This is a genomic window from Plantactinospora sp. WMMC1484, from assembly GCF_049315195.1.
In the GTDB taxonomy this organism is placed as follows: Bacteria; Actinomycetota; Actinomycetes; order Mycobacteriales; family Micromonosporaceae; genus Plantactinospora.
In genome coordinates, this window is record NZ_CP186055.1 from 1,071,000 (window position 1) to 1,097,027 (window position 26,028).

The 26,028-nt window shown below is 71.6% G+C and carries 26 protein-coding genes and 3 tRNA genes; 10 read left to right on the forward strand and 19 right to left on the reverse strand.

Going from position 1 to position 26,028, the window contains the following annotated elements; all coding sequences use genetic code 11:
- Nucleotides 1-262: 262 nt before the first annotated feature.
- The 6 genes from ACN28C_RS04660 to ACN28C_RS04685 all read right to left on the reverse strand — a co-directional run bounded on the left by ACN28C_RS04660 (nt 263) and on the right by ACN28C_RS04685 (nt 3,430).
- Nucleotides 263-1,213 carry a site-specific integrase gene (locus ACN28C_RS04660; protein WP_422772348.1) on the reverse strand — a complete coding sequence of 317 codons (951 nt, stop codon included), beginning with the start codon at nt 1,211-1,213 and terminating at the stop codon, nt 263-265.
- A gap of 43 nt (nt 1,214-1,256) precedes the next feature.
- Entirely contained in the window at nt 1,257-2,153 is an 897-nt protein-coding gene (locus tag ACN28C_RS04665) for an IS3 family transposase (protein ID WP_422768992.1), read from the reverse strand.
- Nucleotides 2,150-2,452 (reverse strand): transposase, encoded by a 303-nt coding sequence (locus ACN28C_RS04670; protein WP_422768991.1) that lies wholly within the window; start codon nt 2,450-2,452, stop codon nt 2,150-2,152. The genes ACN28C_RS04665 and ACN28C_RS04670 overlap by 4 nt, the downstream gene beginning before the upstream one ends.
- 57 nt (nt 2,453-2,509) lie before the next feature.
- Nucleotides 2,510-2,818: a hypothetical protein gene (locus ACN28C_RS04675; protein ID WP_422772349.1), complete on the reverse strand. Its 309-nt coding sequence runs from the start codon at nt 2,816-2,818 to the stop codon at nt 2,510-2,512.
- 414 nt (nt 2,819-3,232) lie between these two features.
- A tRNA-Arg gene (locus tag ACN28C_RS04680) sits at nt 3,233-3,305 on the reverse strand.
- Nucleotides 3,306-3,339: 34 nt separating this feature from the next.
- Nucleotides 3,340-3,430 (reverse strand) — tRNA-Ser (locus ACN28C_RS04685).
- A 583-nt stretch (nt 3,431-4,013) separates the two neighbouring features.
- On the opposite strand from ACN28C_RS04685, the gene ACN28C_RS04690 reads away from it, so the two are divergent.
- A complete protein-coding gene (locus ACN28C_RS04690; RefSeq protein ID WP_422772350.1) occupies nt 4,014-5,342 on the forward strand; it encodes a hypothetical protein in 1,329 nt (442 codons plus the stop codon).
- Here the strand turns inward: ACN28C_RS04690 and ACN28C_RS04695 are convergent.
- A complete protein-coding gene (locus tag ACN28C_RS04695) occupies nt 5,303-6,130 on the reverse strand; it encodes a CPBP family intramembrane glutamic endopeptidase (protein WP_422772351.1) in 828 nt (275 codons plus the stop codon). The two genes, ACN28C_RS04690 and ACN28C_RS04695, sit on opposite strands and share 40 nt — an antisense overlap.
- A gap of 209 nt (nt 6,131-6,339) precedes the next feature.
- Between ACN28C_RS04695 and ACN28C_RS04700 the strand changes: the two genes are divergently transcribed.
- On the forward strand, nt 6,340-7,455 hold the full coding sequence (locus tag ACN28C_RS04700; RefSeq protein WP_422772352.1) for a globin domain-containing protein: 1,116 nt from the start codon (nt 6,340-6,342) through the stop codon (nt 7,453-7,455).
- A 201-nt stretch (nt 7,456-7,656) separates the two neighbouring features.
- Here ACN28C_RS04700 and ACN28C_RS04705 read toward each other — a convergent pair whose 3' ends face one another.
- On the reverse strand, nt 7,657-9,180 hold the full coding sequence (locus ACN28C_RS04705; protein WP_422772353.1) for a peptide deformylase: 1,524 nt from the start codon (nt 9,178-9,180) through the stop codon (nt 7,657-7,659).
- Between the two features lie 420 nt (nt 9,181-9,600).
- On the opposite strand from ACN28C_RS04705, the gene ACN28C_RS04710 reads away from it, so the two are divergent.
- A complete protein-coding gene (locus ACN28C_RS04710; RefSeq protein WP_422774524.1) occupies nt 9,601-10,380 on the forward strand; it encodes an IucA/IucC family C-terminal-domain containing protein in 780 nt (259 codons plus the stop codon).
- A 312-nt stretch (nt 10,381-10,692) separates the two neighbouring features.
- Entirely contained in the window at nt 10,693-11,403 is a 711-nt protein-coding gene (locus ACN28C_RS04715) for a class I SAM-dependent methyltransferase (protein ID WP_422772354.1), read from the forward strand.
- A 57-nt stretch (nt 11,404-11,460) separates the two neighbouring features.
- Here the strand turns inward: ACN28C_RS04715 and ACN28C_RS04720 are convergent, their stop codons facing one another.
- From ACN28C_RS04720 to ACN28C_RS04730, 3 genes are all read right to left on the reverse strand, one after another.
- Complete coding sequence (locus tag ACN28C_RS04720; protein WP_422772355.1) at nt 11,461-12,003, reverse strand: YbhB/YbcL family Raf kinase inhibitor-like protein; 543 nt, start codon at nt 12,001-12,003, stop codon at nt 11,461-11,463.
- 59 nt (nt 12,004-12,062) lie between these two features.
- A complete protein-coding gene (locus ACN28C_RS04725; RefSeq protein ID WP_422772356.1) occupies nt 12,063-12,323 on the reverse strand; it encodes a hypothetical protein in 261 nt (86 codons plus the stop codon).
- A 160-nt stretch (nt 12,324-12,483) separates the two neighbouring features.
- A tRNA-Ser gene (locus tag ACN28C_RS04730) sits at nt 12,484-12,572 on the reverse strand.
- Between the two features lie 135 nt (nt 12,573-12,707).
- Here ACN28C_RS04730 and ACN28C_RS04735 point away from each other — a divergent pair.
- On the forward strand, nt 12,708-13,688 hold the full coding sequence (locus tag ACN28C_RS04735; protein ID WP_422772357.1) for an NAD(P)H-quinone oxidoreductase: 981 nt from the start codon (nt 12,708-12,710) through the stop codon (nt 13,686-13,688).
- Here the strand turns inward: ACN28C_RS04735 and soxR are convergent.
- Complete coding sequence (gene soxR, locus ACN28C_RS04740; RefSeq protein ID WP_422772358.1) at nt 13,672-14,175, reverse strand: redox-sensitive transcriptional activator SoxR; 504 nt, start codon at nt 14,173-14,175, stop codon at nt 13,672-13,674. The genes ACN28C_RS04735 and soxR overlap by 17 nt on opposite strands.
- A 102-nt stretch (nt 14,176-14,277) precedes the next feature.
- Between soxR and ACN28C_RS04745 the strand changes: the two genes are divergently transcribed.
- From ACN28C_RS04745 to ACN28C_RS04755, 3 genes are all read left to right on the forward strand, one after another.
- Nucleotides 14,278-15,015 (forward strand): transketolase, encoded by a 738-nt coding sequence (locus ACN28C_RS04745; RefSeq protein ID WP_422772359.1) that lies wholly within the window; start codon nt 14,278-14,280, stop codon nt 15,013-15,015.
- A gap of 12 nt (nt 15,016-15,027) precedes the next feature.
- Nucleotides 15,028-15,930 carry a transketolase family protein gene (locus ACN28C_RS04750; RefSeq protein WP_422774525.1) on the forward strand — a complete coding sequence of 301 codons (903 nt, stop codon included), beginning with the start codon at nt 15,028-15,030 and terminating at the stop codon, nt 15,928-15,930.
- A gap of 224 nt (nt 15,931-16,154) precedes the next feature.
- The gene (locus ACN28C_RS04755) at nt 16,155-17,777 is read left to right on the forward strand and encodes a hypothetical protein (RefSeq protein ID WP_422772360.1); all 1,623 of its coding nucleotides are present in this window, start codon (nt 16,155-16,157) and stop codon (nt 17,775-17,777) included.
- 20 nt (nt 17,778-17,797) lie between these two features.
- On the opposite strand, the gene ACN28C_RS04760 is transcribed toward ACN28C_RS04755, so the two are convergent.
- From ACN28C_RS04760 to ACN28C_RS04780, 5 genes are all read right to left on the reverse strand, one after another.
- A complete protein-coding gene (locus tag ACN28C_RS04760) occupies nt 17,798-18,502 on the reverse strand; it encodes a glycosyltransferase family 2 protein (protein ID WP_422772361.1) in 705 nt (234 codons plus the stop codon).
- A gap of 92 nt (nt 18,503-18,594) precedes the next feature.
- Entirely contained in the window at nt 18,595-20,013 is a 1,419-nt protein-coding gene (locus tag ACN28C_RS04765) for a histidine kinase dimerization/phospho-acceptor domain-containing protein (RefSeq protein WP_422772362.1), read from the reverse strand.
- Between the two features lie 103 nt (nt 20,014-20,116).
- Nucleotides 20,117-20,830 carry a response regulator transcription factor gene (locus ACN28C_RS04770; RefSeq protein ID WP_422772363.1) on the reverse strand — a complete coding sequence of 238 codons (714 nt, stop codon included), beginning with the start codon at nt 20,828-20,830 and terminating at the stop codon, nt 20,117-20,119.
- 202 nt (nt 20,831-21,032) lie between these two features.
- Nucleotides 21,033-21,620, reverse strand: coding sequence for a hypothetical protein (locus ACN28C_RS04775; RefSeq protein ID WP_422772364.1), 588 nt, complete (start codon nt 21,618-21,620; stop codon nt 21,033-21,035).
- 59 nt (nt 21,621-21,679) lie between these two features.
- On the reverse strand, nt 21,680-22,879 hold the full coding sequence (locus tag ACN28C_RS04780) for a thiolase family protein (RefSeq protein ID WP_422772365.1): 1,200 nt from the start codon (nt 22,877-22,879) through the stop codon (nt 21,680-21,682).
- A 121-nt stretch (nt 22,880-23,000) separates the two neighbouring features.
- On the opposite strand from ACN28C_RS04780, the gene ACN28C_RS04785 reads away from it, so the two are divergent.
- Nucleotides 23,001-23,465: a PH domain-containing protein gene (locus ACN28C_RS04785; RefSeq protein WP_422772366.1), complete on the forward strand. Its 465-nt coding sequence runs from the start codon at nt 23,001-23,003 to the stop codon at nt 23,463-23,465.
- A gap of 86 nt (nt 23,466-23,551) precedes the next feature.
- On the opposite strand, the gene ACN28C_RS04790 is transcribed toward ACN28C_RS04785, so the two are convergent.
- Nucleotides 23,552-24,463, reverse strand: coding sequence for a rhomboid family intramembrane serine protease (locus ACN28C_RS04790; protein WP_422772367.1), 912 nt, complete (start codon nt 24,461-24,463; stop codon nt 23,552-23,554).
- Nucleotides 24,464-24,542: 79 nt separating this feature from the next.
- Nucleotides 24,543-25,073, reverse strand: coding sequence for a peptidylprolyl isomerase (locus tag ACN28C_RS04795; RefSeq protein WP_422772368.1), 531 nt, complete (start codon nt 25,071-25,073; stop codon nt 24,543-24,545).
- A gap of 190 nt (nt 25,074-25,263) precedes the next feature.
- On the opposite strand from ACN28C_RS04795, the gene ACN28C_RS04800 reads away from it, so the two are divergent.
- Complete coding sequence (locus ACN28C_RS04800; protein ID WP_422772369.1) at nt 25,264-25,956, forward strand: hypothetical protein; 693 nt, start codon at nt 25,264-25,266, stop codon at nt 25,954-25,956.
- Nucleotides 25,957-26,028 lie beyond the last annotated feature (72 nt).

Here is a 26,028-nt window from a genome sequence, read left to right on the forward strand (position 1 = left end):
GCCGCGAGCCGGAGCTCTGGGTGCAGACACATCACCAGCCACCCCAGGAGCACTTCGTTGGCACACGCGGTCCGAGCGCGGCGGTGACGGCCTCGACTTCCGGCCGGCGGCGGTCATCAAGTTCGCTGGCGACGACGTGCTACTCCTCCCCACATGCGTCCGTCTTTGGGTACCCCGCATCGAACAGGGCCACCGGTGGCCGACGGCTACCGGCGACCCTCTGGGCCCGCTCGGCGTCGAAACGCGCGGTGACGTCAACGAGTCACGCCTGGGACGCGCCCTCCAGCGACATACGGACCTTTGCGTGGGACAGCAGCAACGCCGCGGTGGCCCGCACCGCCTCCTTCGCCATCTTCTTGAATATGTGGATGTAGGTCTCCGCCGTGGTCACCGGGCTGGCGTGCCCCATGTCGTGCTGGATCATCTTCAGATCTACCCCAGCGGCCGAGGCCAGTCCGGCAGCGGCGTGCCGCAGGTCGTGCAACCGCACCGGCGGCAGCCCCAGTTGCTTGACCAGCTTCGCGAAGCGGCGGGTCAGCCAGTCGGGGCTGACCGGGCGGCCATTCGCGTGCACGAAGACCCGTCCCTTCGGTGTCACCCCGCCGTTACGGCGCCGCTGCTCGTGCCACAACTCCCACAGCAGCTTCACGGTCGCCTCGTCGAGAGCCAGGCTTCGCACCCCGGCTACCGACTTGGGTGGACCGATGTGCTCTCTCCCGCCGATGACGATGACCTGTTCCCTGATCGTCAGCTCCCCGGCGGCCAGGTCGATGTCCGCCCAGCGCAGGCCCGCCATCTCGCCCCGACGCGGGCCGCGCAGCGCCACCAGCCACCACAGCACGAACATCGGATCGTCGCGTACCGCCTCCAGGAACTGCGCCAGGTTGTTCAGGTCCCACACGGCCACTCGCGGACGCAGGCCGGTCTCACGCCAGACCGCCTCGTGCTCGTCATCCCAGACCACCGCATGCGGACACGCCCCGTTCGGCAGCCGCAGGTTCCGGGCAGCGTTGTAACCGACAATGTCCTGCCGTTTCGCCTCCGACAACGCGCTGCGCAGGACGGGTCGGATCCGGCTTACGCTGCCCGGCGAGATCAGCCGGCCGCCACGTACAACCTGGCGAGAGATCGCGTCCATCGCCCGCTGAACGGTCTTTGTGCGCAGCTTGCTCAGCCGAAAGTAGCCCAGGTGCGGGATCAGGTACTTCTCCACGTGGACTTGACCCGATTCGACGGACAGGGTCGATAAGTTGATCTCACGCTAGCTTGCCGAGTGGTCTGCTGGTATAGGCGGTGGCCTCGTAGGCGGCGGGGCTGAGGTAGCCGAGGGTGGAGTGCCGGCGGCGGGTGTTGTACCAGCCCTCGATCCAGTCGAAGATCGCCGTGCGGGCGGCGGCCCGGGTGGGCCAGGCCCGCCGGTCGAGTAGCTCGGTTTTGATGGTGGCGAAGAACGATTCGGCGACGGCGTTGTCCCAGCACTGCCCCTTGCGTCCGGCTGAGAGTTGGACGTTGTGCCGCTTCGCGAGGTGGGCGTACTGGCCGCTCGTATATTGACAGCCGCGGTCGCTGTGGAAGATCACCGGCCCGGTCGGTCGTCGTGACGTGATGGCGTTGGACAGGGCTTGGGCGGGCAGGTCGGTGCGGAGGTGGTCGGCGGTGGCCCAGCCGATGACCCGGCGGGTAGCCAGGTCGATGACGGTGGCCAGGTACAGCCAGCCCTCCCAGGTGTTGATGTACGTGATGTCGCCGCACCATCGGGTGTCGACGTCGGCGGGGCTGGTGGTGAAGTCCCGGCCGACCAGGTCCGGGCGCGGGGTTGCCGCCGGGTCGGGCACGGTGGTGGTGCGCCACCGCTTCGGTGTCCGACCGCACAGACCCGCCGTGCGCATCAGCCGGGCGATCCGTTTGCGGGAGTGCCGCCGGCCCTGGGCGCGGAGTTCGGCGTGTATCCGTGGGGAGCCGTAGGTGCCGGCCGAAGCGTCATACACCTGCGCGACCCGTTCGGCCAGCTCGGTGTCGACCCGCTGGCGGGGCGACGGGCCGGCGGCGCGGTGCTGGTAGTAGGCGGACCGGGAGACCTTCAACAGCTCACAGGCACGCTTCACGTTGCCCTGCTGCGCCTTCTCCGCCTCGATGAACGGGTACACGTTCACCGGGTCTCCTTCGCGAAGAAAGCCGTGGCCCGTTTGAGGATGTCCACATCTTCACGCAGCCGACGGTTCTCCTGCCGCAACCGCGCCAACTCCTCGCGCTCCGCGCTGGTCAGCCCGTCGGTACGGGCGCCGGCGTCGAGGTCGGCCTGTTTGACCCAGTCCCGGACCGCCGTCTCGGTCAGGTCGAAGTCCTTCGCGACCTGACCGACCGTACGGTCACCCCGCCGACACACCTCCACGATCTCCGCCTTGAACTCCGGCGTGAACGCCCTGCGCGGCCGGCGTGGCTTCTTACCCATGCCTTCCATGATGAACATCCTCCCGAGGGCCCACAGCCCCCTGATCTCGGATGTCCGTCAAACCGGGTCAGGCCCAACGATGCTGCGGTAGTTGAGCACCGTCGTGGGCCGCAACCGGCCGTCAAGCTCAGACAACCAGAAGCGCAGCCAGCGTCGCACCGTCCACGTCCGCCCCACCGCCTCCGGCCCCGGCAACTGCGCCAGCTCCCAGCAGGCCCGCTCCGCCTCAGCCAGGGTGGCGAACCCACCCCTACGCGCCCGTTCACGACCGCCGTCGGGCCCGGGTACCTGTAAAGCGAAGTACCAGCGGCCGTGGCTGAAGTCCGCCAGCCGAGCGCAGCCGGCCCCGAACTGCTTACCGGTCACTTCGTCACGGCAACCGCACCGTCGGTATACCCGACCCGGCCCCTCGGAGACGCGCATCACCGACACCACCCGAAGGCGCCGCCGCACCCACGGGGGAGGTGGCCCCAATCTCTTGGGCAGATCCGGTCTTCAACGGTCCGGCCCCAGGGACGGACATTACACTCGTAGCCTTTGATTTCACCGTTTCGCTGCAAAATCTATCCCAACAGTTAGATATGCATCTAACTAAGGACCAAAAGGCTAGAGATCGAACTCTCTTCGCATGCGCCTTCTCGTTCCGCTGCTCGCTGGCGCGATCGACCAGCTCAGCGGGGCTACACAGAGCCTTGTACGTGAGTCACAGGCGTGACTCACACGTGACTCACATCGCGCCAGGGAAGATAGCTGGTAGGCTATCTTCCCTGTTCAAGAAGGCGCGCCCGAAGGGATTCGAACCCCTAACCTTCTGATCCGTAGTCAGATGCTCTATCCGTTGAGCTACGGGCGCAGTTGCCGGGCCAGTCTACACACCAACCTCAGCGCGGAGACTCCGGGATTCGAACCCGGGAGGGGCTTTAAGACCCCAACCGCATTAGCAGTGCGGCGCCATAGACCAGACTAGGCGAAGTCTCCTGGTGGTCTCACCCGACCACGTTGGTCGAGGATACAGGGCGCCGGCCCGGCGGGGCAAAACGACTTTCCGGGCGGCCCGTGGCCGCTGGCGGGGGACCGCCACACCGGTCGACGCCGGCCACCACCCCGCCGTCTCCTGTCCGGTGCCGATGCGCCACCGAGACTAGGCTCACATGATATGGAGGAGCAGTCGCCCAGCGAGCCGCCACGCCGCCGCCCGGAGCCGAAGTCGAAGCCGTCGCGCCGATCCGGCCCGGCCAAGGCGGCCTTCGCCTCCGCTCCCGAGTCAGAGCTGGAAACGCCCGACCAGCCTCCCGTGCCGCCGCGTCCCCGAGGTCGGAAGGTACCTCCGACGGTGCTCTTCCAGCCGCCTGCCGAGCCCGAGTCGTTGCCGCCGCTCTCCCCCGCGACGCGACGGAAGCCACCGTCCCGACCTGTCGAGCAGCCGGACGCCGTCACGCAACCGGCGCAGGCGGCGCAGCCCGACGATCCGCCGATCGTAGCGGCACCGCCGCGGTCTGAGGCCGATTCCGGGCCGGAGGATGCGGCGCCGGCAACGGGTTCGGCCGAGGCGAGCGACGGGGTGGACAGCGACGGGCCAACCGCCGAGACAGCCGCCTCGGGCGATCATGGCGGGACGGCGACAACCGAGACCACGCTGCCGAAGACCACCCGAAAGTCGACCGGCGTCGTCAAGGCCACCGCCAAGGCGGCCAAGAAGACCAGCCCGGCGGAGGGGACCACCGCCAAGAAGACCAGCACCGCCAAGAAAACCACCGCCCAGAAGGCGCCCGCCAAGAAGACCGCGGCCAAGAAGACGACCACCGCCCAGCAGACCGCAGCTCAGAAGGCCGCGGCCAAGAAGGCGGTAGCCAAGAAGGCCACGACCAGGGAAGCCACCGGGCCGGCAGCGACCAGATCGTCCGATGTCGCCGCCCAGACCGCCTCGCCGGAACCGGCCGGTACGGCCAACGGGACCGCTACGGCGGTGGAACGGGCAGCGTCGGGGCGTACCGCCGGGTGGGAATCGCAACCGTCGACGGCCTGGCACATCATCGACCACCCCGGTTACGCGCCCGAACTGCTCGCCCTGGCAGCGGTACGCGGTCTGGGCCCTGCGGCCGCGGCATGGGTGGGTCAGGTCCGGGCCGCGTACCCCGGCGCCACCTCCGACGGTCTGGCCCGCCTGGCCACGCGGCGCTTCGTCCGGTTCGCCGCCGCCGGCGGTGCCCTGTCGACCGCGACGGGGCTGCTCGCTCCGCTCGTCGAGCTGGCCGCTGTCACCTGGACGCAGGCCGGCCTGGTGCTGCGACTGGCGGCAGCGCACGATCATGATCCGAGCCACCCGGACCGGGCCGCCGAGCTGCTGGTGCTGACCCGCCTCCACCCGGACCTGCGTCGCGCCCGCGCCGCGCTTTCGGCCGCCGAGGCGGCCGTCGCCGGGCACGACGGCGAACCGGCGCCCGGCTCGCCGGACAGCGGGCCGGGTGGCCGCCTCGCAGGGCAGCACGGCAATGGCCTAGCCGGTATCCGCGACACAGAGGCGTCTCGGCCCGCCGAGGACGGCCAGAACGCAAAGGCGGACCACAATACGAAGAACGGCCGCAACACGGAGAACCGCACGGAGAACCGCCGCAACACGGAGACGGGCGGGCTGGCGGAGGCGGGCCGGCGACTCGGCGCGCCGATCGTCGCCCGGGCGGTCAACCGTTTCGCGGTGCGACTCGCCGCACGGCGGTTCCCCGGAGCGGTGCCGCTGGCGGTCGCCGTACTGAGCGCCATCGGCACCGAAGCGCTCGCCGGTCGGGCCACCGCCTACTACCGTGCGGCATCGCGGCAGCTACCGCCCACCGCGATCACGGCCAGGGTCGGCTACAACCAGTCGAACCAGTCCCGAGGGAGCAGCGCGTAGCCGACGAAGGCGACCACGTCGAGCAGGGTGTGCGCCACCACCAGCGGCAACACCCGCCTGGAGCGCAGGAAGAAGAGCCCGAACACCACTCCCATGACCGCGTTCCCGACGAACGCGCCGAAGCCCTGGTAAAGGTGGTACGAGCCGCGCAGCAGCGCACTGGTCGCGATCACCGCGCCGACCCGCCACCCCAGCTCCCGCAGCCGGGTCATCAGATAGCCCACCACGACGACCTCTTCGAGGATCGCGTTCTGCGCGGCCGCGAGGATGAGTACCGGCACCGCCCACCACAGGTCCGGCAGTCCCGCCGGCACCACCGTGGCGTTGACGCCGAGGTGTGCGGCGATCCAGAAGAGGCCGAGGCCGGGTAGTCCGATCGCGGCGGCCAGCGCGGCGCCCCAGGCCAGGTCCTGGCCGGGCCGCCGTCCGTCGAGGCCGAGCGCATCCCGGGCACCGCCACGTCCCGGCTCCGGCAGCGCGTCCCGGGTGAGCAGCCCGTCCCGGTCCAGGGGGCGGCGGTCGCGGTTCAGCAGGTGTACGGCGAGCAGGACCGGGACGAGGGCGAAGCCGATCCCGAGGAGCTGGTAGGTGAGATCGAGCCAGGGTCGGGGTGACTGGGAGGCGTTGAGCGTCGCCGTCTGCTGGCTCAGCGGCCGGTCGGCGGTGAGCCGGGCGATGATCGTCACCGCCGAATAGACCGCGGACTGTCCGAGGGACAACCCGAGGACGAGGAGCACCTCGATGCCGAGCACGCGGCGGGAGAGTGGGCGGGCGAGATCAACCGTCACCCGACAACTGTGCCCGATCCGGCGGCCGGCCGGGAGCGTCCGGGGCCGTACGCCTTCGAAAGGGCAGCCCTGAGAAGAGGGAGTCGAACCCACCCGAGCCGGGCCACCGGATACGGATCCGTGCGCCGTCAATCGCACAGCCTGTGCGACGGAAACTGACTCACGGTATTCATTCTTATCCGCGCAGTGGCCTCGACCGGGAAGGTGTCATGGACAATCTCGCGCAGCTGTTGAAGGAGAGCTGGACCCTCGTCGAAGACCGGCGAGACGTGGTCGCGGGATATTTCTACGCCCGGATGTTCCTGTCCGATCCCGCCCTGCGCACGCTCTTTCCGATCCAGATGGACGCCCAGCGGGACCGCCTGCTGGAGGCCATCGTGACCGCTGTCCACACCATCGACGATCCGGAGAACTTCGACGAGTATCTCCGTTCACTCGGCCGCGACCACCGTAAATATCATGTCGAGCCGGTTCACTACGACACCATGGGGACCGCGCTGCTGGCCGCCCTGCGGGAGGTTGCCGGCGAGCAGTGGAGCGTCGAACACGACCAGGCGTGGCGCGACGCGTACCAGATGATCGCCGAGCGCATGCAGGCGGGCGCGGCCGACGACCCCAACCCGCCGTTCTGGCACGCGGAGGTCGTCGGCCACGAGCGCCGGGGCACCGACGTCGCCGTACTGACCTGCCGTCCCCTCCAGCACCACCTGCCGTACCGGGCCGGTCAGTACGTCAGTGTCGAGGTACCTCGCTACCGGCCGCGGCTCTGGCGGACGTACTCGATCGCCAACGCCCCGCGCGAGGACAACACCCTGGAGTTCCACGTCCGGGCGGTCGGCGCGGGCTGGGTCTCCAGTGCCCTGGTCCGCCGGGTCAAGGTCGGCGACCTGCTCCGGGTGGCCGCTCCGATGGGGACGATGACACTGGACCGGGCATCCACCCGGGACGTGCTCTGCGTGGCGGGCGGCGTCGGGCTCGCTCCCATCAAGGCGCTCGCCGAGGAGCTGGCCGGCTACAACCGTACCCGGTGGATGCACGTCTTCGTCGGCGCGGAGCGCCGCGACGACCTGTACGGGCTGGCCGAACTCTGCAAGCTCGCCGCCGAACATCCCTGGCTGTCGATAGTCCCCGCCTGTAGCGCGGATCCGGACTATCCCGGGGAGCGCGGCGAGATCACCGACGTCTTCGCCCGGTACGGCCCGTGGAGCACCCACGACTGTTACATCTCCGGATCGGCGGCGCTGGTCCGGTCCGCCCTGCGCACGCTCGCGGCCGACGACGTGCCCCCGCAGAACATCCGGTACGACGCCTTCGGCGATCTCTAGACCCTCCCGCCCCGCCAGCAACTCTCCCTCCCCCACCCGAGGACCCTTCCTCTCCCCCAGGCCGGGTCTCCGTGCCCTCGCCGTGCAGGGCACGGAGACCCGGCCCCCGTTCCAGAGAACCGACCAGGGCGAGAGTGCCCTCCAGGAGCGAGAGTGCCCTCCAGGAGGTGGCGCCAGGGTTACGGGGACGGCGGTGAAGGTTCAGTAGCGCCAGGCGTTGCCCGTGTCCCGGTACTCCTCGATCGGCACCAGCGGGACGTCCGGGTCCATCCGGTCGACGTAGAGCCGGCCCTCCAGGTGGTCGACCTCGTGGGCGACGAGCCGGGCCATGGCGAGCTCGAACGAGGTGATCACCCGCCCGCCGTCCCAGCGGGCGTGCTCGATGTCGAGCCGCAGCGGCCGGGCAACCAGGCCGCGCAGGTCGAACAGCGAGAGGCAGCCCTCGTACTGCTCGTCGGTCTCGATGGAGGCGTCGACCACCCGGGGGTTGAGGAGTACGACCGGCTCGGCGTCACGGTCCGGCGGGCGTACCACGGCGGCGGCCCAGGGCAGCCCGATCTGTGGGGCAGCGAGGCCGACGCCCTTGCTGAACGGGTGCAGTTCGTCGAGGCGTTCCAGCGCGGCCCGGAGCCGGGCCACCACGTCCCGGGCGTTGGCGTCGTCCCGGGGCAGGTCGAAGTGCCGGGCGGGCTGGCGGAGCAGATCCGCGCCGAGCTGCACGATGCCGGCGGCGCGCATCCGGTCGCTGGCCCGGCCCTCGGCCTGTGCCGGCGCGGCGGCGGAGACCGCCGGTTGGGCACGGTAGCGCCACTCCAGGCGGTACCGGGCGTTCAACGGCGGATCGTCGGTCGACCATTCGAAGAGCGTCCGGCCGTCCTCGTCGCGCCGGACCAGTGGCGTACGCAGCGGCCCCTCCTCGGCCGACAGCGAGGTCTCGACGCCCCAGACCTGCGGGTCGAGGTCGAGCGGCAGGTCGAGCCGGAGCGCGAGCCGGCGGGTGGGGAGCCGGACGGCCCGCTGGAACCACTGCCCCCACTTGTCCTGGTTGACCCGGTAGGAGTATTCGGTGGTGACCCGCTCTCCCGGATACAGCGGGAACCGCCCGTCGCTGTTCTCGAAGAGCAGCCAGACCTCCTTGAACGCGTCCCGGTCGTGCTTCTTGCGCCACTCCATCGGTTCTCGGCTGCCCTGGTCGTCGCAGAATGCCTGAAGGTCCAGTTCGGCGAAGGTCAGCGGATTTTCCCGGTGGTGCCGGTTGGACCGGGCCGGGTCGTTGGGATAGCGGTCGACAGCGATCCGGACCAGGTAGCGGGTCACCGGTTCGGTGCCGGCGTTGTAGAGGGCCCGGCGGATCACGCAGCGGTACGCACCGTCCTCGTACGCCAGCGTGGCGGTCTCCTGCTCGACGATCAGGCCCGTGCCGGGCGGCATCCACTGCTCGGGTACGGGTGGATCGCGGTGCGCGACCGCGCTCGACCGGGCCTGCCGGAGTTCGTCGTACTCCTGGAAACGCTGCCAGATCGCTCCTGCGGCGCCGAGCACGGCCTCCGCACGGCGGGCGAAGTCCTCCGTCGGCCGGTGCCGGCGACCCTCGACATGGCTGACGTACGACGGGTCGAAGCCCATCCGGGCCGCGAGCTGTTTCTTGGTCATGCCCCGCTCGACCCGCCGGCGGGAAAGTTCGGCCGCGAACGAGTCGGCAGCCCGCTCGATAGGCGTGGTCATCAGGTTCCTCTGGCCGGGAATCTCAGTCTCCCGGCCGAGTCGGCCAGTCTGGCAGAACTGGCGCGTTAACGACAATGGCTTGACACTCCGGCACCAATCGCAGACAATCCCGCCCTTCATCTCTGCGCCCGGGTCGCTGCCACGAGGCGACGACGACGAACTCCATCCTGCCGGTCGCGGCGCCCCTCGTGCGGTCCGCGACACCGCTTCCCGGGTGTTTCGAGAGAAACATCCGGGGAACGTCCCGCATGGGTACCCAACTCTGGTTAGCCTTGCCTTAGTAAGCTATGGTGACGGTCGGTCGTCGGACGTGGGGAGTGATCCTGTGACAACGAGGCAGACCAGTCCGGTTGCGCCGGCCGCGCCGGCCGCCTCCCCGTACGCCGCAATGCGGCAGATCGGCGACGCAGAGTGACTGTACTGATCGGCGACCGGGCCGCCGCGCCGCTGGCTCCGGTGACCGCCACGCTGCGGGCCGCCTTCGGCACCGACGTGCTGCCGGGCCTGGCGACCGGCCTGCTGGTCTCCGACGAGACCGGCTGGGCCCCGGCCACCGAGCTCGTGGACGGCACCCGGTGGCCCGAACTTCTGGCGGTGACCCGGCAGCGCTGGGGTGCCACTCCACACGCCGCCGCCGCACTGGCCTGGAAGTCCTACACCTACTGGCTGCTGCTGCCGGTGGTGCTCGGCTGGGCGTCCGCGCGCCGGGTGCCGCTGCTGCGTCCGGCCGACGTTCTGGTCCGGTTCGAGGAGGGTCGGCCGCTGCTCACGCTCGGCATGCGCCGCTCGACAGCGATCGCGGTACTCCCCTCGGACCCGCTGGCCCTCTCCGGCCTGCCCGAGGTCAGGGTGGTGCTGGGCGAGGCCGAACTCCTCACGGCCCTGCGCACGTCCCTGCTCGACTCGCACCTGACCCCGATGCTCGACGCGCTGCACTGCCACGTCCGGGTCGGCGCGCGTACGCTGCTCGGCTCGGTCGCCTCGGGCGTGGCGCAGGGCGTCCTGCGGGCCGCCGACGCGCTGCCCGGCGGCTCCGCCGAGACCATCGGTGCCCTGCTCGACGCGTTGGGCGTGGCAGACCTGGTGGAACTGGTGCCCGGCCCGAGCGGCGAGCTGACCGTGCAGCGCAGGACGTGCTGCCTGGCCTTCACCCTCCCGCAGCCGAAGGTCTGCGCCGGCTGCTGCATCCGCACTCCCTGACGCCGGTCCGCCGGCCTGCCGGCGGACCGGCCCGAGCAGCGGCGGACCGGCCCGAGCGGCCGAGGCAACCGGCCCGAGCAGCGGCGGACCGGCCGGGGAGATCGACGCTGGACCGTTATCACCGTGACACGACCGCCGAACGTGGTCGAGCTATCTTCGGGTGGTCTGGAACGAACGCCCCCGAACTGGTCACAACCGACGCCCCAACTCGTGAGTTCGGCTCGCAGGAGTGCCCCAATTTCCCTACGGTCGTCGTAGATGGTTCACTCTGTCGGTCCAGTGCAGGTCGAGTCAGAGCGTGAGGATCTACGCATGGCAGAAATAACTGGAGATCAGCGCATTCAGGAAGAGGTGCTCGAGGGCCTGGCCACGGCGGTCAACCACCGGCGCTGGTTTGTCGAGCTGGCCCTGCCCTACCTCGGCGACAACCCGATCGAGATCGGCAGCGGTCTGGGCGACTACGCCATCGAGTGGGCACCCTTCCTCGAGCGGTTCACCGCGACCGAGGCGGACCCGGACCGGCTGGTGGCGCTGAAGGAGCGACTCGCCGGCGACCCCAGCATCGAGGTGCGGCAGATGCTGCTGCCCTGCACCGAGCAGGCCGACTACAGCGCCGCCGTCTCCTACAACGTGCTGGAGCACATCGAGGACCATGTCGGCGCGCTGCGGAGCATGCGCAACCTGGTCCGGCCGGGTGGGGCGATCGTGCTGATCGTGCCGGCCTTCGAGTTCGCGATGAGCCCGGCCGACATCGCCACCGGACACGTCCGCCGCTACACCAAGAAGACCATGCGGGCCGCGCTCGAAGAGGCCGGCCTGGAGATCGAGACGCTGCACTACGCGAACGCACTGGGCCTGCTGGGCTACTACATGGCGACCAGCGTCTTCCGGCTGATGCCCAAGGAAGGGCCCATGGTCAAGGTGTACGACACCCTCGTACTGCCGGTGACCAAGGCCGCCGAACGAGTTGTCCGCCCGCCGTTCGGCCAGTCCGTCTTCGCGGTCGCCCGGGTACCCGCCTGAGATCAGCGGGGCAGGGGCCGGCACCGGCACACCCCGATGCCAGCCCACCACCGACCCTCAGCCCTTGACCTGGTATGTCGGCCGGATCACGGCCCGAGCCAGGGTGTGGAACGCCAGGTTGAACCCGACGTACGCCGGACTCGCCTCGGGCGTGAGGTCGAGCTTCTCCACGTCCAGGGCGTGCACCGCGAAGACGTACCGGTGCGGACGGTCTCCGGCCGGCGGCGCGGCACCACCGTACGCCTGTTCGCCGTAGTCGTTGCGCACGCTGAACGCTCCCTCGGTCCCGGCCGACGACGCACCGCCGGCGCCCTGCGGCAGCTCGGTCACGTCCGCAGGCACGTTGACCAGCACCCAGTGCCAGAATCCGCTGCCGGTGGGCGCGTCCGGGTCGTAGCAGGTGACAACGAAGCTTCTGGTCTCGGCCGGGAAGCCCGTCCAGGCGAGCTGCGGCGAGCGGTTGGCACCGCCGACGCTCGGGTGGGCGAACTCGGCGGGCATCGGCTCGCCGTTCTGCACGTCGTTACTCGTCAATGTGAATGCCGGGACGGTCGGCAGCAGTTCGTACGGGTCCGGTGCGACCGGTCGGTCGAGAGTCATCGCGAAGTCCTTTCCACACAGCGGGTGCCCGCGCCGGATAGCCGGCGCCGTGCCCCTTTCTACCCGTTCGACGGATAGCCACCCCCGCGGACCTCGCCGGCTCCCCACCCGGCCGGGCATCTCTGGATCTCGACCACGAGCGGGCGCCGTGGCTCCTCGACCCGAGCCAGATAGCCGAGCGCCGCCGCCAGCGCCTCGCAGTGCAGGACTCCGCAGGTGCGGCAGATCCCCTCGACGTCGGTGCGGTGATCCGCGACTATCCGCCGGGCCACGAGGATCAGCCGGTTGCGCACCTGTACCGGGGTGAGCCGCAGCTCCATTGGCGCCCTCGATTCACTCCGTACACCCCGCCGGGCGTCCTGTCGCCCGGGGCGGCCCCGCTCCGCCGATGCAAGGATGGCTTTGCCTACTGACAATCATCATATGATTACTAGCCGTAGGGATTAGGGGTGTGTGACGACCTCTGTTCGCGCTGGTCGGCGGAGGGCGTGGGATTCGAACCCACGAAGAGGATCACTCCCCTTACCGGTTTTCAAGACCAGCGCCATCGGCCACTAGGCGAGCCCTCCCGGCCCGTGGTCCCCGATGTGGCAGGCCACGGCCGTGCCTAGTCTGCCACGAGCTCCCGGCCCCGCGCGCGTCCCGGCGAGCCGTCGCGCGGGTTGCCGCTCGGGGCGTACCGGGGATCGGGTAAGACTGGACGGATGAAGGCGATCACGATTCCCGAGCCGGGTGGGCCCGACGCGTTGGTCTGGTCCGACGTCCCCGATCCGACCCCTGGCGCGGACGAGGTGACGCTCGACGTGCACGCCGGTGCGGTCAACCGGGCCGACCTGCTGCAACGGCAGGGCCACTATCCGCCGCCGCCGGGCGCGCCGCCGTACCCCGGGCTGGAGTGCGCGGGAGTGGTCAGCGCGGTCGGCGCCGACGTGACCGGCTGGAGCGTCGGCCAGCCGGCCTGCGCACTGCTCAGCGGCGGCGGCTACGCCGAGCGGGTGGTGGTGCCGGCCGGGCAGCTCCTGCCGGTGCCGGAGGGCGTCGATCTGGTCGACGCGGCGGCGCTGCCCGAGGTCGCCTGCACGGTCTGGTCCAACGTGGTCCAACTGGCCCGGCTCGGGATCGGCGAGACCCTGCTGGTGCACGGCGGCGGCAGCGGCATCGGAACCTTCGCGATCCAGCTCGGCTCGGCGCTCGGCGCCACGGTGCTGGCCACCGCCCGGGCCACCAAGCACGACCGGCTCCGCGAGCTCGGCGCCGCCGGTCTGATCGACTACGTGGAGGAGGACTTCGTCGAGGCGACGAAGCGGCTCACCGACGGCCGGGGCGCCGACGTGATCCTGGACATCATGGGCGCGTCCTACCTGGGCCGGAACGTCAAGGCGCTGGCCACCGGCGGGCGGATCGTGGTGATCGGGCTCCAGGGCGGCCGCAGGGGGGAGCTGGACCTGGCCGCGCTGCTGGCCAAGCGGGGTTCGGTCGCCGCGACCGCGCTGCGTTCCCGGCCCACGGCCGAGAAGGCCGCGATCGTCCGGGGCGTACGCGAGGAGGTCTGGCCGCTGATCGAGTCGGGCGCGATCCGGCCGGTCGTGTTCCGGCGGCTGCCGATGTCGGAGGCGGCCGAGGCGCATCGGATCGTGGAGTCCAGCGACCACGTCGGCAAGCTGCTGCTCACCGTCGACCGCTGACCGCCCCGGCCCCGGCGGCCCCGGGGGCGGACGCGGACGCGGAGCCGGAGCCGGGCAGCATCCGGCGCGGTCCCGGCCCCTGCGCGGCCAGCTCGTCGTCCGGGTTGTAGAGCCCGCAGCTACGCAGCGACAGGCAGCCGCAGCCGATGCAGCCCGCCAGGTTGTCGCGGAGCCGGGTCAGCAGATCGATCTTCTCGTCCAGCCGGCGCCGCCAGCCGGCGGAGAGTCGCGCCCAGTCGGCCTTGGTCGGGGTACGCCCCTCCGGCAGCTCGGCCAGCGCCTCCCGGATGTCGGCCAGCGAGACCCCGAGCTGTTGGGCGATCCGGATGAACGAGACCCGGCGCAGCTCGGCCCGGTCGTAACGTCGCTGATTGCCACCGGTACGGCCGGCCCGGATCAACCCCAGCCGCTCGTAGTAGCGCAGCGCCGATGTCGCCACCCCGGAGCGGGCGGCGAGCTCGCCGATGGTCAGTGTTTCCTGCCGCACGTCGCCCCCCACCGTCGCCCAGCACAGCGGATCGACGGCCGTTTCCGGCGATCCGGGCCGGAGACTTGAGTTGAAGCACACTTCAACTTGCAGGGTAGTGGCATGACGACGACAGTCACCACACCGTCCCGGGTCCGCCGCACGCCGTCGCACGGCCGGCGTCCCGGACTGCCGACCGAGCTCGGCGCACTGCTGAGCCGGCTGACCGGCGACGAGAAACACGCGCCCAGCGCACACTCGACCCTCGACGTGCTCTGGGTGCTCTACGACCGGGTCCTCCGGACCTCCCCGGCCACGGCCGACGAGCCCGACCGGGACCGCTTCCTGCTCTCCAAGGGCCACGGGCCGGCCGCCTACTACGCGGTGCTGGCCGCCAAGGGTTTCATCCCGGAGCACTGGCTCGACGACCTGGCCGGCCCGGAGAGCCGGCTCGGCCACCACCCCGACCGGGTGCTGGTGCCCGGTGTCGAGATCGGCAGCGGTTCACTCGGCCACGGCCTCGGGCTCGGTGTCGGCACCGCGCTCGGCCTGCGCGCCCAGGGTCTGGACCGCCCCCGGGTGTACGTCCTGCTCGGCGACGCCGAACTGGACGAGGGCGCCAACCACGAGGCGATGGCGTACGCCGGCGCGACCGGCCTGTGCACCCTCACCGCGATCGTGCTCGACAACCGCTCCGCCACGCACGGCTGGCCGGGCGGAATCGCCAGCCGGTTCACCGTGCACGGCTGGTCCGCGGCCACCGTTGACGGTCGGGACCACGACGCGATCGAGACCGCCCTCACCGACCACCGACCGGGCCGGCCGCACGTGGTCGTCGCGGTCGTCGACACCGAGGAGTGACCCGTGGCCGGGATGCGCGAGACCTTCATCGACACCACCACCACACTGCTGGAGGACGATCCGCGCACCGCGGTCGTGCTGGCCGACATCTCGGCCGCCAGTTTCGCGCCGGCCGCCCGGCGGCACCCGGACCGGGTGCTCAACGTCGGCATCCGGGAACAGCTCATGGTCGGGGTCGCCGGTGGGCTCGCCCTGACCGGACTCCGCCCCATCGTGCACTCGTACGCCACGTTCGCGGTGGACCGGGCGTACGAGCAGCTCAAGCTGGACATCGACCACCAGGGGGTGGGCGCCGTCGTGGTCAGCGTCGGCGCCTCGTACGACGGGTCGAGCATGGGCCGCACGCACATGTCCCCGGGCGACGTGGCACTGCTGGACACCCTTACCGGCTGGACGGTGCACGTGCCCGGGCACCCGGCCGAGGTGCCTGACCTGCTCCGCGCCGCCGCCAACCATGACGAGCGGGTCTATCTGCGGCTCTCCACCCAGGTCAACGAGGTCCCGCTGCCCGGGGCCGGACGACTGGCGGTGCTGCGCCGGGGCACTCCGGCCGCCCCCGTGGTGGTGGCGGTGGGCCCGGTGCTGCGCCCGGTGCTGGCGGCCGTCGCCGGGCTGGACGTGACGGTCGCCTACACCCACACGCCGCGCCCCTTCGACGTCGACGGACTGCGGGAGCTGGTCGGCCCGGCCGCCGCTACCGGCACCGCCCCGACGGTGGTACTGGTCGAGCCCTACCTCGCCGGCACCTCCGGCCCGCTGGTCGCGCAGGCGCTGGGCGGGCTGCCCCACCGGTCGCTCGCGCTCGGGGTGGGCCGCGCCGACCTGCGGCGGTACGGGAGCCCCGCCGACCATGCCCGCTGGCACGGCCTCGATCCCGCAGGGTTGCGCCGCTCGATCACCGCCTTCCTGGGCTGACCCCGACGGCCGGAGACCGACAGCGCGTCTTGTGGTCGGCGGCGGCCTGCTCTACTCTCCGCCCTTGCGACGACGGGTGGCGACGGATGTCCTCAGGAGACCGAGGGCGGCCGGCACGGGCTCCAGGGGGCGGGCAGAGCAGTGCTCAAGGGCAGTACGACGAGCAGGCGCGGTCCGGCGCGCCGGGTGGTCCGTCCTAGCGGACACGACACCGCCGTCCGCCGGTGACGAGCATCACCTCGCCGGTCGAGGAGCAGCCGGTGACGAGCATCACCTCGCCGGTCGAGGAGCAACCTGCGGAGGCACGGTCGCGGCGGCTGCCGGGGTTCGCCTCGTGGCCGGCCGCCCGGCGTAACCACTGGCTGCTCGTCGGCGTCGCGGTCTGCTTCGCCGGCTACGTGCTGGTCGCGGTCGGGCTGCGATACCCGTACACGACGGACGAGGCGATCTACTTCAGCCAGGTCAACCCGCAGGCCCCCGACTATGCCTGGGTGGCCTGGCGGGCGTGGGGGGTGCCGCTGGTCGTCGCACCGGTCGCGCTGCTCGACCTCTCGCTCACCGGCGTGCGGTTCTATCTCGTGGTCGTGGCGAGCCTCGGCATCTTCCTGGCTTTCCAGCCCTGGCTGACGGTCTCCCGGCACCCCGTGGCGCCGGTCGCCGCCGCGCTCTTCGGCGGCACCTCGGCGGCCGCCTACAACGGTTCGCTGGCCCTGCCGAACCTCTACTCCGCGCTCGCGGCGGTCGCGGCGACCGGTTACTTCATGAACTGCCGGCGCGGTGGCGACAACTACCGCCGTTCCCTGCTGGGTCTCGCCGTCGCGGTCGCCTTCGCGGCCCTGGTGCGACCCAGCGACAGCGTGTGGCTCGTGCTACCACTCTTCCTGGTCTGGCTCGGCCTCTCCGCCTGGCGGCGCCGGGAGGTCTTCGCGGCGCTCGCGGTGGGCCAGATCGTGGGCTGGGCGCCGTGGCTCGTCGAGTCCTTCCTCCGGTTCGGCGACCCGTTCAACCGCCTGCACCTCTCGTCCGCCTCGCTCGGCGGCACCCACCTCTATCCCGATGTCGCCATGCTCCGCCTCTACCTGCGGCTGTGGAACACCGGCAGCCCGCAGGCGGTCAGCCTGAACGTGCCGCCGGAGTTCCGGGGCGGGGCGGCCACCCTGACGAACGTGCAACTGGCCCCGAGCGGCGTTCTCGCGGTGATCTGGTGGATCGCACTGGCCTGCGCGCTCGTGGCGGCGGTCGCCGGTGTCGCGCTGACCCGCCGGACCGGGCGGAAGGGGCTCGCGGTGGTGCTGGTGCCGCTGGCCGTCGGCGTCAGCGTCGCCTTCCCGTACCTCTTCATGATGCGGTACGGCCAGCTCCGCTTCCTGCTGCCGGCGATCGGGCTGCTCGCCGTCCCCGTCGCCGCGGGCGTGCTTCAGATCGCGAGGCTGCGCCGGGCGCCGCTGGGGATGCTCGGTCCCGCCGTGGCCGCGATCCTGGCGCTGGCGCTGATCGGTGTGCAGGTGGCCGCGACCGGGCCGTACCGCGAGACGGTGGAACGCGCGGACACCGCGGCGACGGTACTTCTCCGGGCGCTGCGGCAGGCCGGCGTCTCGCAACCGTGTGCGCTCTTCGGCGAAGCCCCGTTCAACGTGACGTACCAGATGAAGTGCGAGACAGCCGAGCGGATCCGCCAACCCGGTAGCGAGGAACCGGCGGCGGTGACGTCGGCTCGCAGCCGGGGACTGTCGGTCGTGGTGGTGCTGCGCAGGCCCGCACCGGCCGGGACCTTCCTGGACGGGTGGCGGCTGGCCGGTGACGGCGGGCGGTCGGGGCGCTGGTCCGTCTACCTGGCGCCGGCCTGACGTCCCGTGGGACGGTCGGATCAGCGCCCGTCCGAGAGGCCCCGGCGGCGGCTGCGTTCCCGGCCGAGGATGAAGAGCGCCTCCACGCCGTCCTTCCAGGTGATCTTCTTGCCTTCTTCCCTGCCCCGGGCCCGATAGCTGATCGGCACCTCGTAAGGGCGGATCCGGCGGCGCAGCAGCTTGCCGGTCACCTCCGCCTCCATCCCGAATCCCCGCGAGCGGATGTCGAGCGAGCGGTAGAGCGCGACCGGCATCAGCTTGAAGCAGGTCTCCAGGTCACCGATGTAGGAGTTGAAGAGCACGTTGGCGGCCGTGGTCACGGCCTTGTTGCCCATCACGTACCAGAAGCTGTAGGCGCTGTGGCTGCCGAACGTCCGATTTCCGTAAACCACCGTCGCCCGACCGTCCAGCACCGGCGCCAACAGCTTCGGGATGTCCTGCGGGTCGTACTCCAGGTCGGCGTCGAGGATCACCATGTATTCACCCTCGGCCGCGTCCACGGCGGTCTTGATGGCCGCGCCCTTGCCGGCGTTGCGGGGATGGGTGATCACTCGAAGGCGCGTGTCGTCGGCCCGCCCGAGAATCTCTCCGGTAGCATCACGGCTGCCGTCGTTGACCACGACGAGCTCGATCTCGCACGGGTAGTCGACCGCGAGTGCCTGCTTGAGGGCGTCCGCAATGCGTTCTTCCTCGTTGTAGACCGGCATTAGGATCGAGAGCTTCACAGGGTTCTCCACGGAGCCGACGACGGATCGGCCATAGCCTAGCCTGGCTGGGCCCATCCAGAGAGCCTGGCATGGGCTCGCCCGCCCACCTCTCAACCACCGCCCGCATCGGCCCGGTCGGCGCCATCGGCGGGGTACGCACCATCGGTGGCCGGCAACCAGACGGTGAACCGGGCGCCACCCTCCCGGGCATGTCCGGCGACCATCATACCGCCGAGCCGGCGGACCAACCCGGCGGCGAGTGCCAGACCCAGGCCGCTGCCCACCTTGCGTACTCCCTGATAGCGCTGGCGCAGCGCGCCACGCTCGAAGACCACGGTCAGGTCGTCGTCGGTCAGCCCCGGCCCGCCGTCCCGGACCTCGAGCACCCCGCCGGGCAGCTCACCCAGGCCGGTCCGGCGTACCGCCAGTACGATCGGCGCCCCCGGCGGCACGACCCGCAACGCGTTCTCCAGCAGGCCGTCGACGACCTGCCGGATCCGCCCCGGGTCGGTGTGGACCGGCACCGGTGCCTCCGGAATCTCGGTGCGGGGCACGACGCCGGCGGCGGCGCAGCGTGCGCTCCAGGTCTGGGCGGCGTCCGAGACGAGCTGGGTGAGGTCGACCGGCACCGGTTCCAGGACGAAGTCGGCCGCCTCCAGCCGGGCCAGCGACAGCAGGTCTGTCACGAGCCGGTCGAGGTGGTCCGCCTCCGTCAGCATGACCTGCCCGGCCCGCTGCCCTCCCGCCGGGCCCACCACCCCGTCGGCCAGCGCCTCCGCGTAGCCCCGGATGGCCGTCAGCGGGGTGCGCAGTTCGTGCGAGACGGAGAGCAGGAACTCCCGCTGCCGCCCCTCGCTCAGCGCCAGCGCGGCGGCGAGGTCGTTGAGTGCCTGAGCCAGGTCGGCCGCCTCCTCCGGTGGCTCCACCGGCACCCGGACCGCCCGGTCCCCCGCCCGGAGCCGGGCCGCCGCCGTCGCCGCGTTGCGGATCGGCCGGGAGAGCCGGCGGGCGAGCAGTGCCCCGGCAACCGACCCGGCGACGAGCCCGGCGAGCAGCGGAAGCCAGAGCCGGCCGACGACCTCCTGCCATATCCCCGTGGTGGCCGGCCGGGTCAGCACCACGCCGTTGCCGTCGGGCAGCCAGCGGGCCTCGATCATCGCCGGCTCACCGGCGACCGCCCGCCGGCCGGAGAAGTTTCGTCCGGCGGCGACCCGGTCGACCACCTCGGGCGGCAGCCCCGGCCGGTCGGCGCGCCCGGCCCGGACCAGGTACGCGTCGATGCCCTGGTTGCGCAGTTGCCGGATGATCCGCTCCTCGTCGACGGTCCTTCCCCGGTCGATACGTGGTCGCAGTGCCTCGGCGGCGAGCCGGGCCTGGGCGACGAGCGCCTCCCGGGCCTGCCGCTCCGCCGAGCGGGTCGCGAGCGGGATCGCGACCAGCGCGGTCACCAGGACCGACACCAGGGCGACCGCACAACTCACCCCGACCGCGCGGGCGGTCAGAGTACGCCCGAGCCGGTGCCACCGCACTCCACTCCCCGGGTCGGGCGGCCCCGGCCGGTCGGGCGGTCCGCCCCCGGCACGCACCGCCCCGGCGGGGCCACCTCCGCCGGTGCCCGCCGCCGCGGACCGCTCACTCGACACAGGCGTACCCGACGCCGCGATGGGTGCGGATCACGTCGGCCGCCGGGCCGAGCTTGCCGCGTACCTGCGCCACGTGCACGTCGACGGTGCGGGTGCCGGAGTGCGCCGCGTAACCCCAGACGCTGGCCAGCAACTCCTCCCGGGTGAAGACCCGGCCCGGCCGCCCCATCAGGTGCGCCAGCAGGTCGAACTCGGTCGAGGTGAGCTGCACCGGATCACCGGCGACGGTGACCTGGCGGCGTACCGGATCGAGCGTGACCCGGCCGACGACCCGGGGTTGCTCGGCGCCGTCGGGCGGGCCGCCGGTCCGACGCAGCACCGCCCGGATCCGGGCGACCAGTTCCCGTGGGCTGAACGGCTTGGTCACGTAGTCGTCCGCGCCGAGTTCCAGCCCGACGACCCGGTCCACCTCGTCGTCCCGGGCGGTAAGGAAGATCACCGGCGTCCAGTCGCCTCCGGCACGCAGCCGGCGGCAGATCTCGGTGCCGGCGAGGCCGGGCAGGGCGATGTCCAGCACGCAGACGACCGGCCGCAGCCGCTGGGCCGCGGCCAACCCGGCGTCGCCGTCGTGTTCGACGTGTACGCCGTACCCGTCCCGGGTCAGGTAGAGCCGGACCAGGTCGGCGATGGACCGCTCGTCCTCGACCACCAGGACGAGACCTCGATGCGGGACGTTGCCCGGTTGTGCGGTGTCGACGGCCACCGGTCAATGATCTCCGACCGCCGGCGCGATTGCCGTCGCCGGCAACGTTCGGATCCGGTACGGGTCCCCCGACCCGACGGCGACGCCACAACCGATCCCTCCGCCGGACCCGATCCCTCCGCCGGACCCGACCGGTCTTCTCCGGACTCGGCCGGAGGGCTTCCCCGACCCGGCCGGGTGTGCCGAGGACCCGGCCGGGGACTCAGAGGGCGGCGGCGGGACTGAGTCGCGGCATCCGGGCCGGAGCGGTGTGCCGGGGCGGCGGGGCGACCTCCACCGCCGGGACCGGGCGGGAAACGTGCGCCGGACCGTGCGGCCCGCCGGAGGCTCCGGCGACGGGCGCGCCGGCGACCCGGGACCGGGCCACCCTCTTCGGCCGGAAGAGCTGGCCGAAGAGGGCGTCGAGTTGCCACAACTGGCTGGGCCGACCGGCCCGGATCAGGAACCGCTCGCGTACGCCGTCGACGGCGGTCGCGGCCAGCTCGACCATCGAGGCCCGGGGGTCGGGGTTCCAGCTGACGTTGCTGAGGTGCCGCAGTTCGGTGTTGAGGTGCAGCCGCAGCCGGTGCAGCAACCGGCTCTGCTGGGTCACCACCAGCCGACGGGTGGTGAGCAGGAGCAGGTAACCGCCCTGCGCGGACTCTGCGGGACGGATGCACCGGGTCACCAGCACGGTGACCTCGCCCGCCGGCACGCAGTTGCGCAGCAGCGGCAGGTGCCGGCTCACGGTCGGGCCGGCCACCCCGGTCTCGGCGGCGGCTGGCAGGAACGTTCGGAAGAACACATCCACGCCCTGCCCAACGAGATCCGGCCGGGGATGACGCGGCCGAGGCATGGATGAGAATGAACTTATAGAAGTTCCACGATGGTTGCGTTGGCCATCCCGCCGCCCTCGCACATCGTCTGGAGGCCGTACCGGAGGCCGTGGTCGCGCATGTGATGCAGCATCGTGGTCATAAGCCGGGCGCCGGAACCGCCGAGTGGATGGCCGAGCGCGATCGCGCCGCCCCGGGGGTTGAGCCGGGACGGGTCGCCCCCGGTCTCGGCCAGCCAGGCCAGGGGCACCGGGGCGAAGGCCTCGTTGACCTCGTACACGCCGATCTCGTCGACGCCGAGCCCGGCCCGCCGCAGCACCCTGGCGGTGGCCGGGATGGGTGCGGTGAGCATCAGCACCGGATCGTCGGCGGTGACGACGGCGGCGCTGATCCGGGCCAGCGGTCGCAGACCACGCTGCCGGGCCCACTCCGGGGTGGTCACGGCGAGTGCGGCGGCACCGTCGGAGATCTGCGAGGCGGAGCCGGCGGTGACCACCCCGTCGGCCCGGAACGGCGTCTTGAGCCCGGCCAGCTTCTCCAGGCTGGTGTCCCGGCGGATTCCCTCGTCGGCGACGACCTTGCTCCCGTCCGGAAGCACCACCGGAACGATCTCCGGGTCGAAGGCACCGGCATCCTGGGCGGCTGCCGCCTTCCCGTGACTGGCCAGCGCGTACTCGTCGAGTTGCCGCCGGGTCAGCCCCCAGCGCTCCGCGATCAGCTCCGCACCGACACCCTGGCTGAACGGCACCGGATCGTCGGCCGCGAAGCCCGGCGTACCCCGGTAGCGATCCCGCACCTGGTCGCCGTAGGGCAGCCCGGTGCCAGCCGCGGTGGCCGCCGGAGACAGCGCGATGCTGCTGCCCATCGGCACCCGGGTCATCGACTCCACGCCGCCGGCGACCACCAGGTCGGCCTGGCCGGAGACGACCGCCGCCGCCGCGAAGTGCAGCGCCTGCTGGCTCGACCCGCACTGCCGGTCGAGTGTGGTCCCGGGCACCGACTCCGGCCAGCCGGCAGCGAGTACCGCATTGCGGGCGAGGTTCCAGGCCTGCTCGCCGACCTGGGAGACGCAGCCCCAGATCACGTCGTCCACCTCGGCCGGGTCCAGACCGACGCGTTCGGAGAGCGCCGTCAGCACCCGCGCCGAGAGATCGACCGGATGTACGGCCGCGAGCGCGCCTCCGCGCCGTCCGACCGGGGTCCGTACCGCACCGACGATGACCGCGTCCGCCATGTCTACTCCCCAGTAACTTGACTGCTCCGATATTACGCCGTCGACCGGCGGCGACCGAGAGCGCGTCCCGACGCACCCGCCGGGCGGGCAGCCGGCACGGCGGCGGTGGCATCCTGGATCCGTGTATCCCGGACCGGACATCCCGCCCCGGCAGTGGCGGGTCGAAACCACGCTGCCGGTTGCCAAGCTCGGCGCGGCGGCCCTCTTCCTCGCCCTCGGCGTCTACTTCGCCGACGGCGACCCGGTACGCCTCGGCGCCGGAGCGCTCGTCGCCGCCGGCCTGCTCGGCTGGGGCGTACGCGACCTGGTGGCGCCGGTCCGGCTGGCGGTGGACGCCGACGGGATCACCGTGATCCAGGGCTTCGCCGGGCGGCGGCACCTGCCGTGGCCGGAGATCGAGCAGATCAGGGTCGACACCCGTCCCCGCCTCGGGCTGGCCACCGAGACGCTGGAGATCGACAGCGGCAGGTCGCTGCACCTGTTCAGCCGCTACGACCTCGGGACCGCCCCGCGCGAGGTCGCCGAGGTGCTGCGTACGGCGCGGGCGAGCCGGCCGTCCGGCCCAGCCGGCGGCCCGCCGCGCTGATCCGCACGCCCGCGCCTCGGGCCGTGGGTACGTCCGCCGGTGGTGGTGGCGGTGGCGTCCGACACGGCCCGAACCCCCTTGCGCGGTCAGGCGAGCAGTGCGGCGGTCTGCATCACGGTCAGTCCGGCCAGCACCAGTCCGATGACCGCGCCTCCGCCGATCTGGAAGAGGGTGCGCCGGGAGCGGGGTGCGTAGGCGAGCACCAGGGCCATCGCCGCCCCGACCGTCATCCCGCCCAGGTGACCGGCGATGGAGATCCCGGGCACGGCGAAGGTGAAGACCAGGTTGATCACGAGGATCGGGATCACCGACGAGGTGTCCCGGCCCAGCCGACGCATGATCACGAATAGCGCGGCGAAGAGCCCGAAGATCGCGGTCGACGCGCCGACCGTCCGGGCGTTCGGCGCGCTGAACAGGTACGCCGCGACGTTGCCTCCGACGCCGGCGACCAGGTAGAGCGCCAGGAACCGCAGCGGCCCGAGGGTGGCCTCCAGGGTCCGGCCCAGCACCCAGAGCGCCCACGAGTTCATCAACAGGTGCAGCAGCCCGTAGTGCAGGAACATCGCGGTGAAGAGCCGGTAGTACTCGCCGGCTGCCACACCCTCGTCGAGGCCGAACGGGCCGACCCGGTCCAGGCCGAGCACCGCACCCCACTCGGTCAGCGGGGTCGAGCCGCCGAGTAGACCACCGAAGCCGGCACCGGCCACCGCTTCGGCACCCCGGGCGGTGGAGATGGAGATCAGGAGCAGCACGACGTTGATCGCGATGAGCGTCTTGGTGACGTAGCCCCGGCGGCCGGCGGCACCGCCACCGAAGGCGGTACGCGCCGGCCGCTGCCCGCGGCGGCCCTCCGCCACGCACTCGGGGCACTGGTGCCCGACCGAGGCCTCCCGCATGCAGTCGGGACAGATCGGCCGGTCGCACCGCGTACACCGGACGTAGGTCTCCCGGGCCGGGTGGCGGTAGCAGACCGGTGTCGTGGGAGGTGACTCACTCATGCCGGCCCACCGCCGCGCCTGTTCATGCCGGACCTCCACCCGCTACGACTCATGCAGGCAAAGGTACCTGGGATCGACGTCAGCCGTCCTTACGCTCGATCTCGACGCGCTCGATGACCACATCCTGGAGCGGACGGTCCTGTGCGTTGGTCGGGGCGTTGGCGATCGCGTCGACGACCTTCGCCGACTGCTCGTCCGCGACCTGGCCGAAGATCGTGTGCCGGTTGTTCAGGTGCGGGGTCGGGCCGACCGTGATGAAGAACTGCGACCCGTTGGTGCCTGGGCCGGCGTTCGCCATCGCGAGCAGGTACGGCCGGTCGAAACGCAGGTCGGGGTGGAACTCGTCGGCGAAGTTGTAACCCGGGCCACCACGACCGGTGCCGGTCGGGTCACCCATCTGGACCATGAACCCGCTGATCACCCGGTGCGAGATGGTGCCGTCGTAGTACGGCCCGCTGCCCGGCTGGCCGGTGCGCGGGTCGGTGTACTGCCGGGTCCCCTCGGCGAGTTCCACGAAGTTCCGCACCGTCTTGGGGGCGTGGTTCGGAAACAACTCCAGCCGGATGGCGCCGGCGTTGGTGTGCAGGATTGCGTAGGCGGCCTCGGCCACGAATACTCCTCGATCCTCATGCCGCCCGGCCGTTTCGTGGCGGCCGGGCGGGCGCGTCCGCCGGCCAGGAGCGCAGGCCGGCGCTGGTAGGTGGTTCTATGCGGATCCTCCCATGTGCCCGTTCTGGCAGTGCGGGCGCATCCAAAGGTGCAGGATGACGGGGGAACAACACCCAAGGAGGTGGGGACCGGTGTTCGGATTCGGGGGGCGCAGATCCCGCAGGAGGCTTGTCAAGGCCGAGCTCGGCGAGAGTTTCGATCACCTGATGCGGGCCGCCACCCACGCGGCGTCGGGGGTCGGGGCCACGGTGGGACCGCGGGCGTACGCGGCCCGGGCCTATCTCTCGCCGACGGCGAGCAGGGTACGGGCGACGGCGTTGGAGAGCTGGGAGTCGGCGATGCACAGCTTCGCGCCGTTGGCCACGGCCGCCGCCGACGGCGCCCGCCAGGCCGGCTCGGTTGCCCACAAGTCGAGACCGAAGAAGATGAGGGCGATGCGGAAGAAGAACTCGACGGGACGCCGCCGCTGGCCGGTGCTGACCGGCCTGTTGGTCGTCGGGGCGGTGGCCGGCGCCATGGGCGCGGCGGCGATGCGCCGGCGCGGACAGCGCCCGTGGGACGAGTACGACCCGGCGGCCGCGCTGGACGCCGTACGCGGCGACGCCGCCACGATCATGGACAGCTCGGCGGGCGGGACGACCAGGGAGTCCACCGCGCCGAAGAGCGCACCGACGGAGAAGCCGAAGGGCCGGACGGCCACGGCCGGAGAGAAGATCTCGACCGCGCCGATCGCCGAGGGCGCCAAGAAGGTGGTGGCCGCCAGCGGGGGGGAGAAATCCGACGGACTGCTCGGTACGGCGGCGTCGCGCAACAGCGGTAGCTGACTCGCCCCACAGCGGCAGCTGACCGGTCGGCGTGGGGCCGCGGCGGCCCCACGCCGCCCCGTCCTGCCGCAG

What these genes read in the sequence shown, in the direction of transcription:
- ACN28C_RS04670 (WP_422768991.1), bottom strand. Translation starts at nt 2,452, where the DNA reads ATGGGTAAGAAGCCACGCCGGCCGCGCAGGGCGTTCACGCCGGAGTTC.
- ACN28C_RS04700 (WP_422772352.1), top strand. Translation starts at nt 6,340, where the DNA reads ATGGACAATCTCGCGCAGCTGTTGAAGGAGAGCTGGACCCTCGTCGAA.
- ACN28C_RS04705 (WP_422772353.1), bottom strand. Translation starts at nt 9,180, where the DNA reads ATGACCACGCCTATCGAGCGGGCTGCCGACTCGTTCGCGGCCGAACTT.
- ACN28C_RS04715 (WP_422772354.1), top strand. Translation starts at nt 10,693, where the DNA reads ATGGCAGAAATAACTGGAGATCAGCGCATTCAGGAAGAGGTGCTCGAG.
- ACN28C_RS04720 (WP_422772355.1), bottom strand. Translation starts at nt 12,003, where the DNA reads ATGACTCTCGACCGACCGGTCGCACCGGACCCGTACGAACTGCTGCCG.
- ACN28C_RS04725 (WP_422772356.1), bottom strand. Translation starts at nt 12,323, where the DNA reads ATGGAGCTGCGGCTCACCCCGGTACAGGTGCGCAACCGGCTGATCCTC.
- ACN28C_RS04735 (WP_422772357.1), top strand. Translation starts at nt 12,708, where the DNA reads ATGAAGGCGATCACGATTCCCGAGCCGGGTGGGCCCGACGCGTTGGTC.
- ACN28C_RS04745 (WP_422772359.1), top strand. Translation starts at nt 14,278, where the DNA reads ATGACGACGACAGTCACCACACCGTCCCGGGTCCGCCGCACGCCGTCG.
- ACN28C_RS04750 (WP_422774525.1), top strand. Translation starts at nt 15,028, where the DNA reads ATGCGCGAGACCTTCATCGACACCACCACCACACTGCTGGAGGACGAT.
- ACN28C_RS04780 (WP_422772365.1), bottom strand. Translation starts at nt 22,879, where the DNA reads ATGGCGGACGCGGTCATCGTCGGTGCGGTACGGACCCCGGTCGGACGG.
- ACN28C_RS04790 (WP_422772367.1), bottom strand. Translation starts at nt 24,463, where the DNA reads ATGAGTGAGTCACCTCCCACGACACCGGTCTGCTACCGCCACCCGGCC.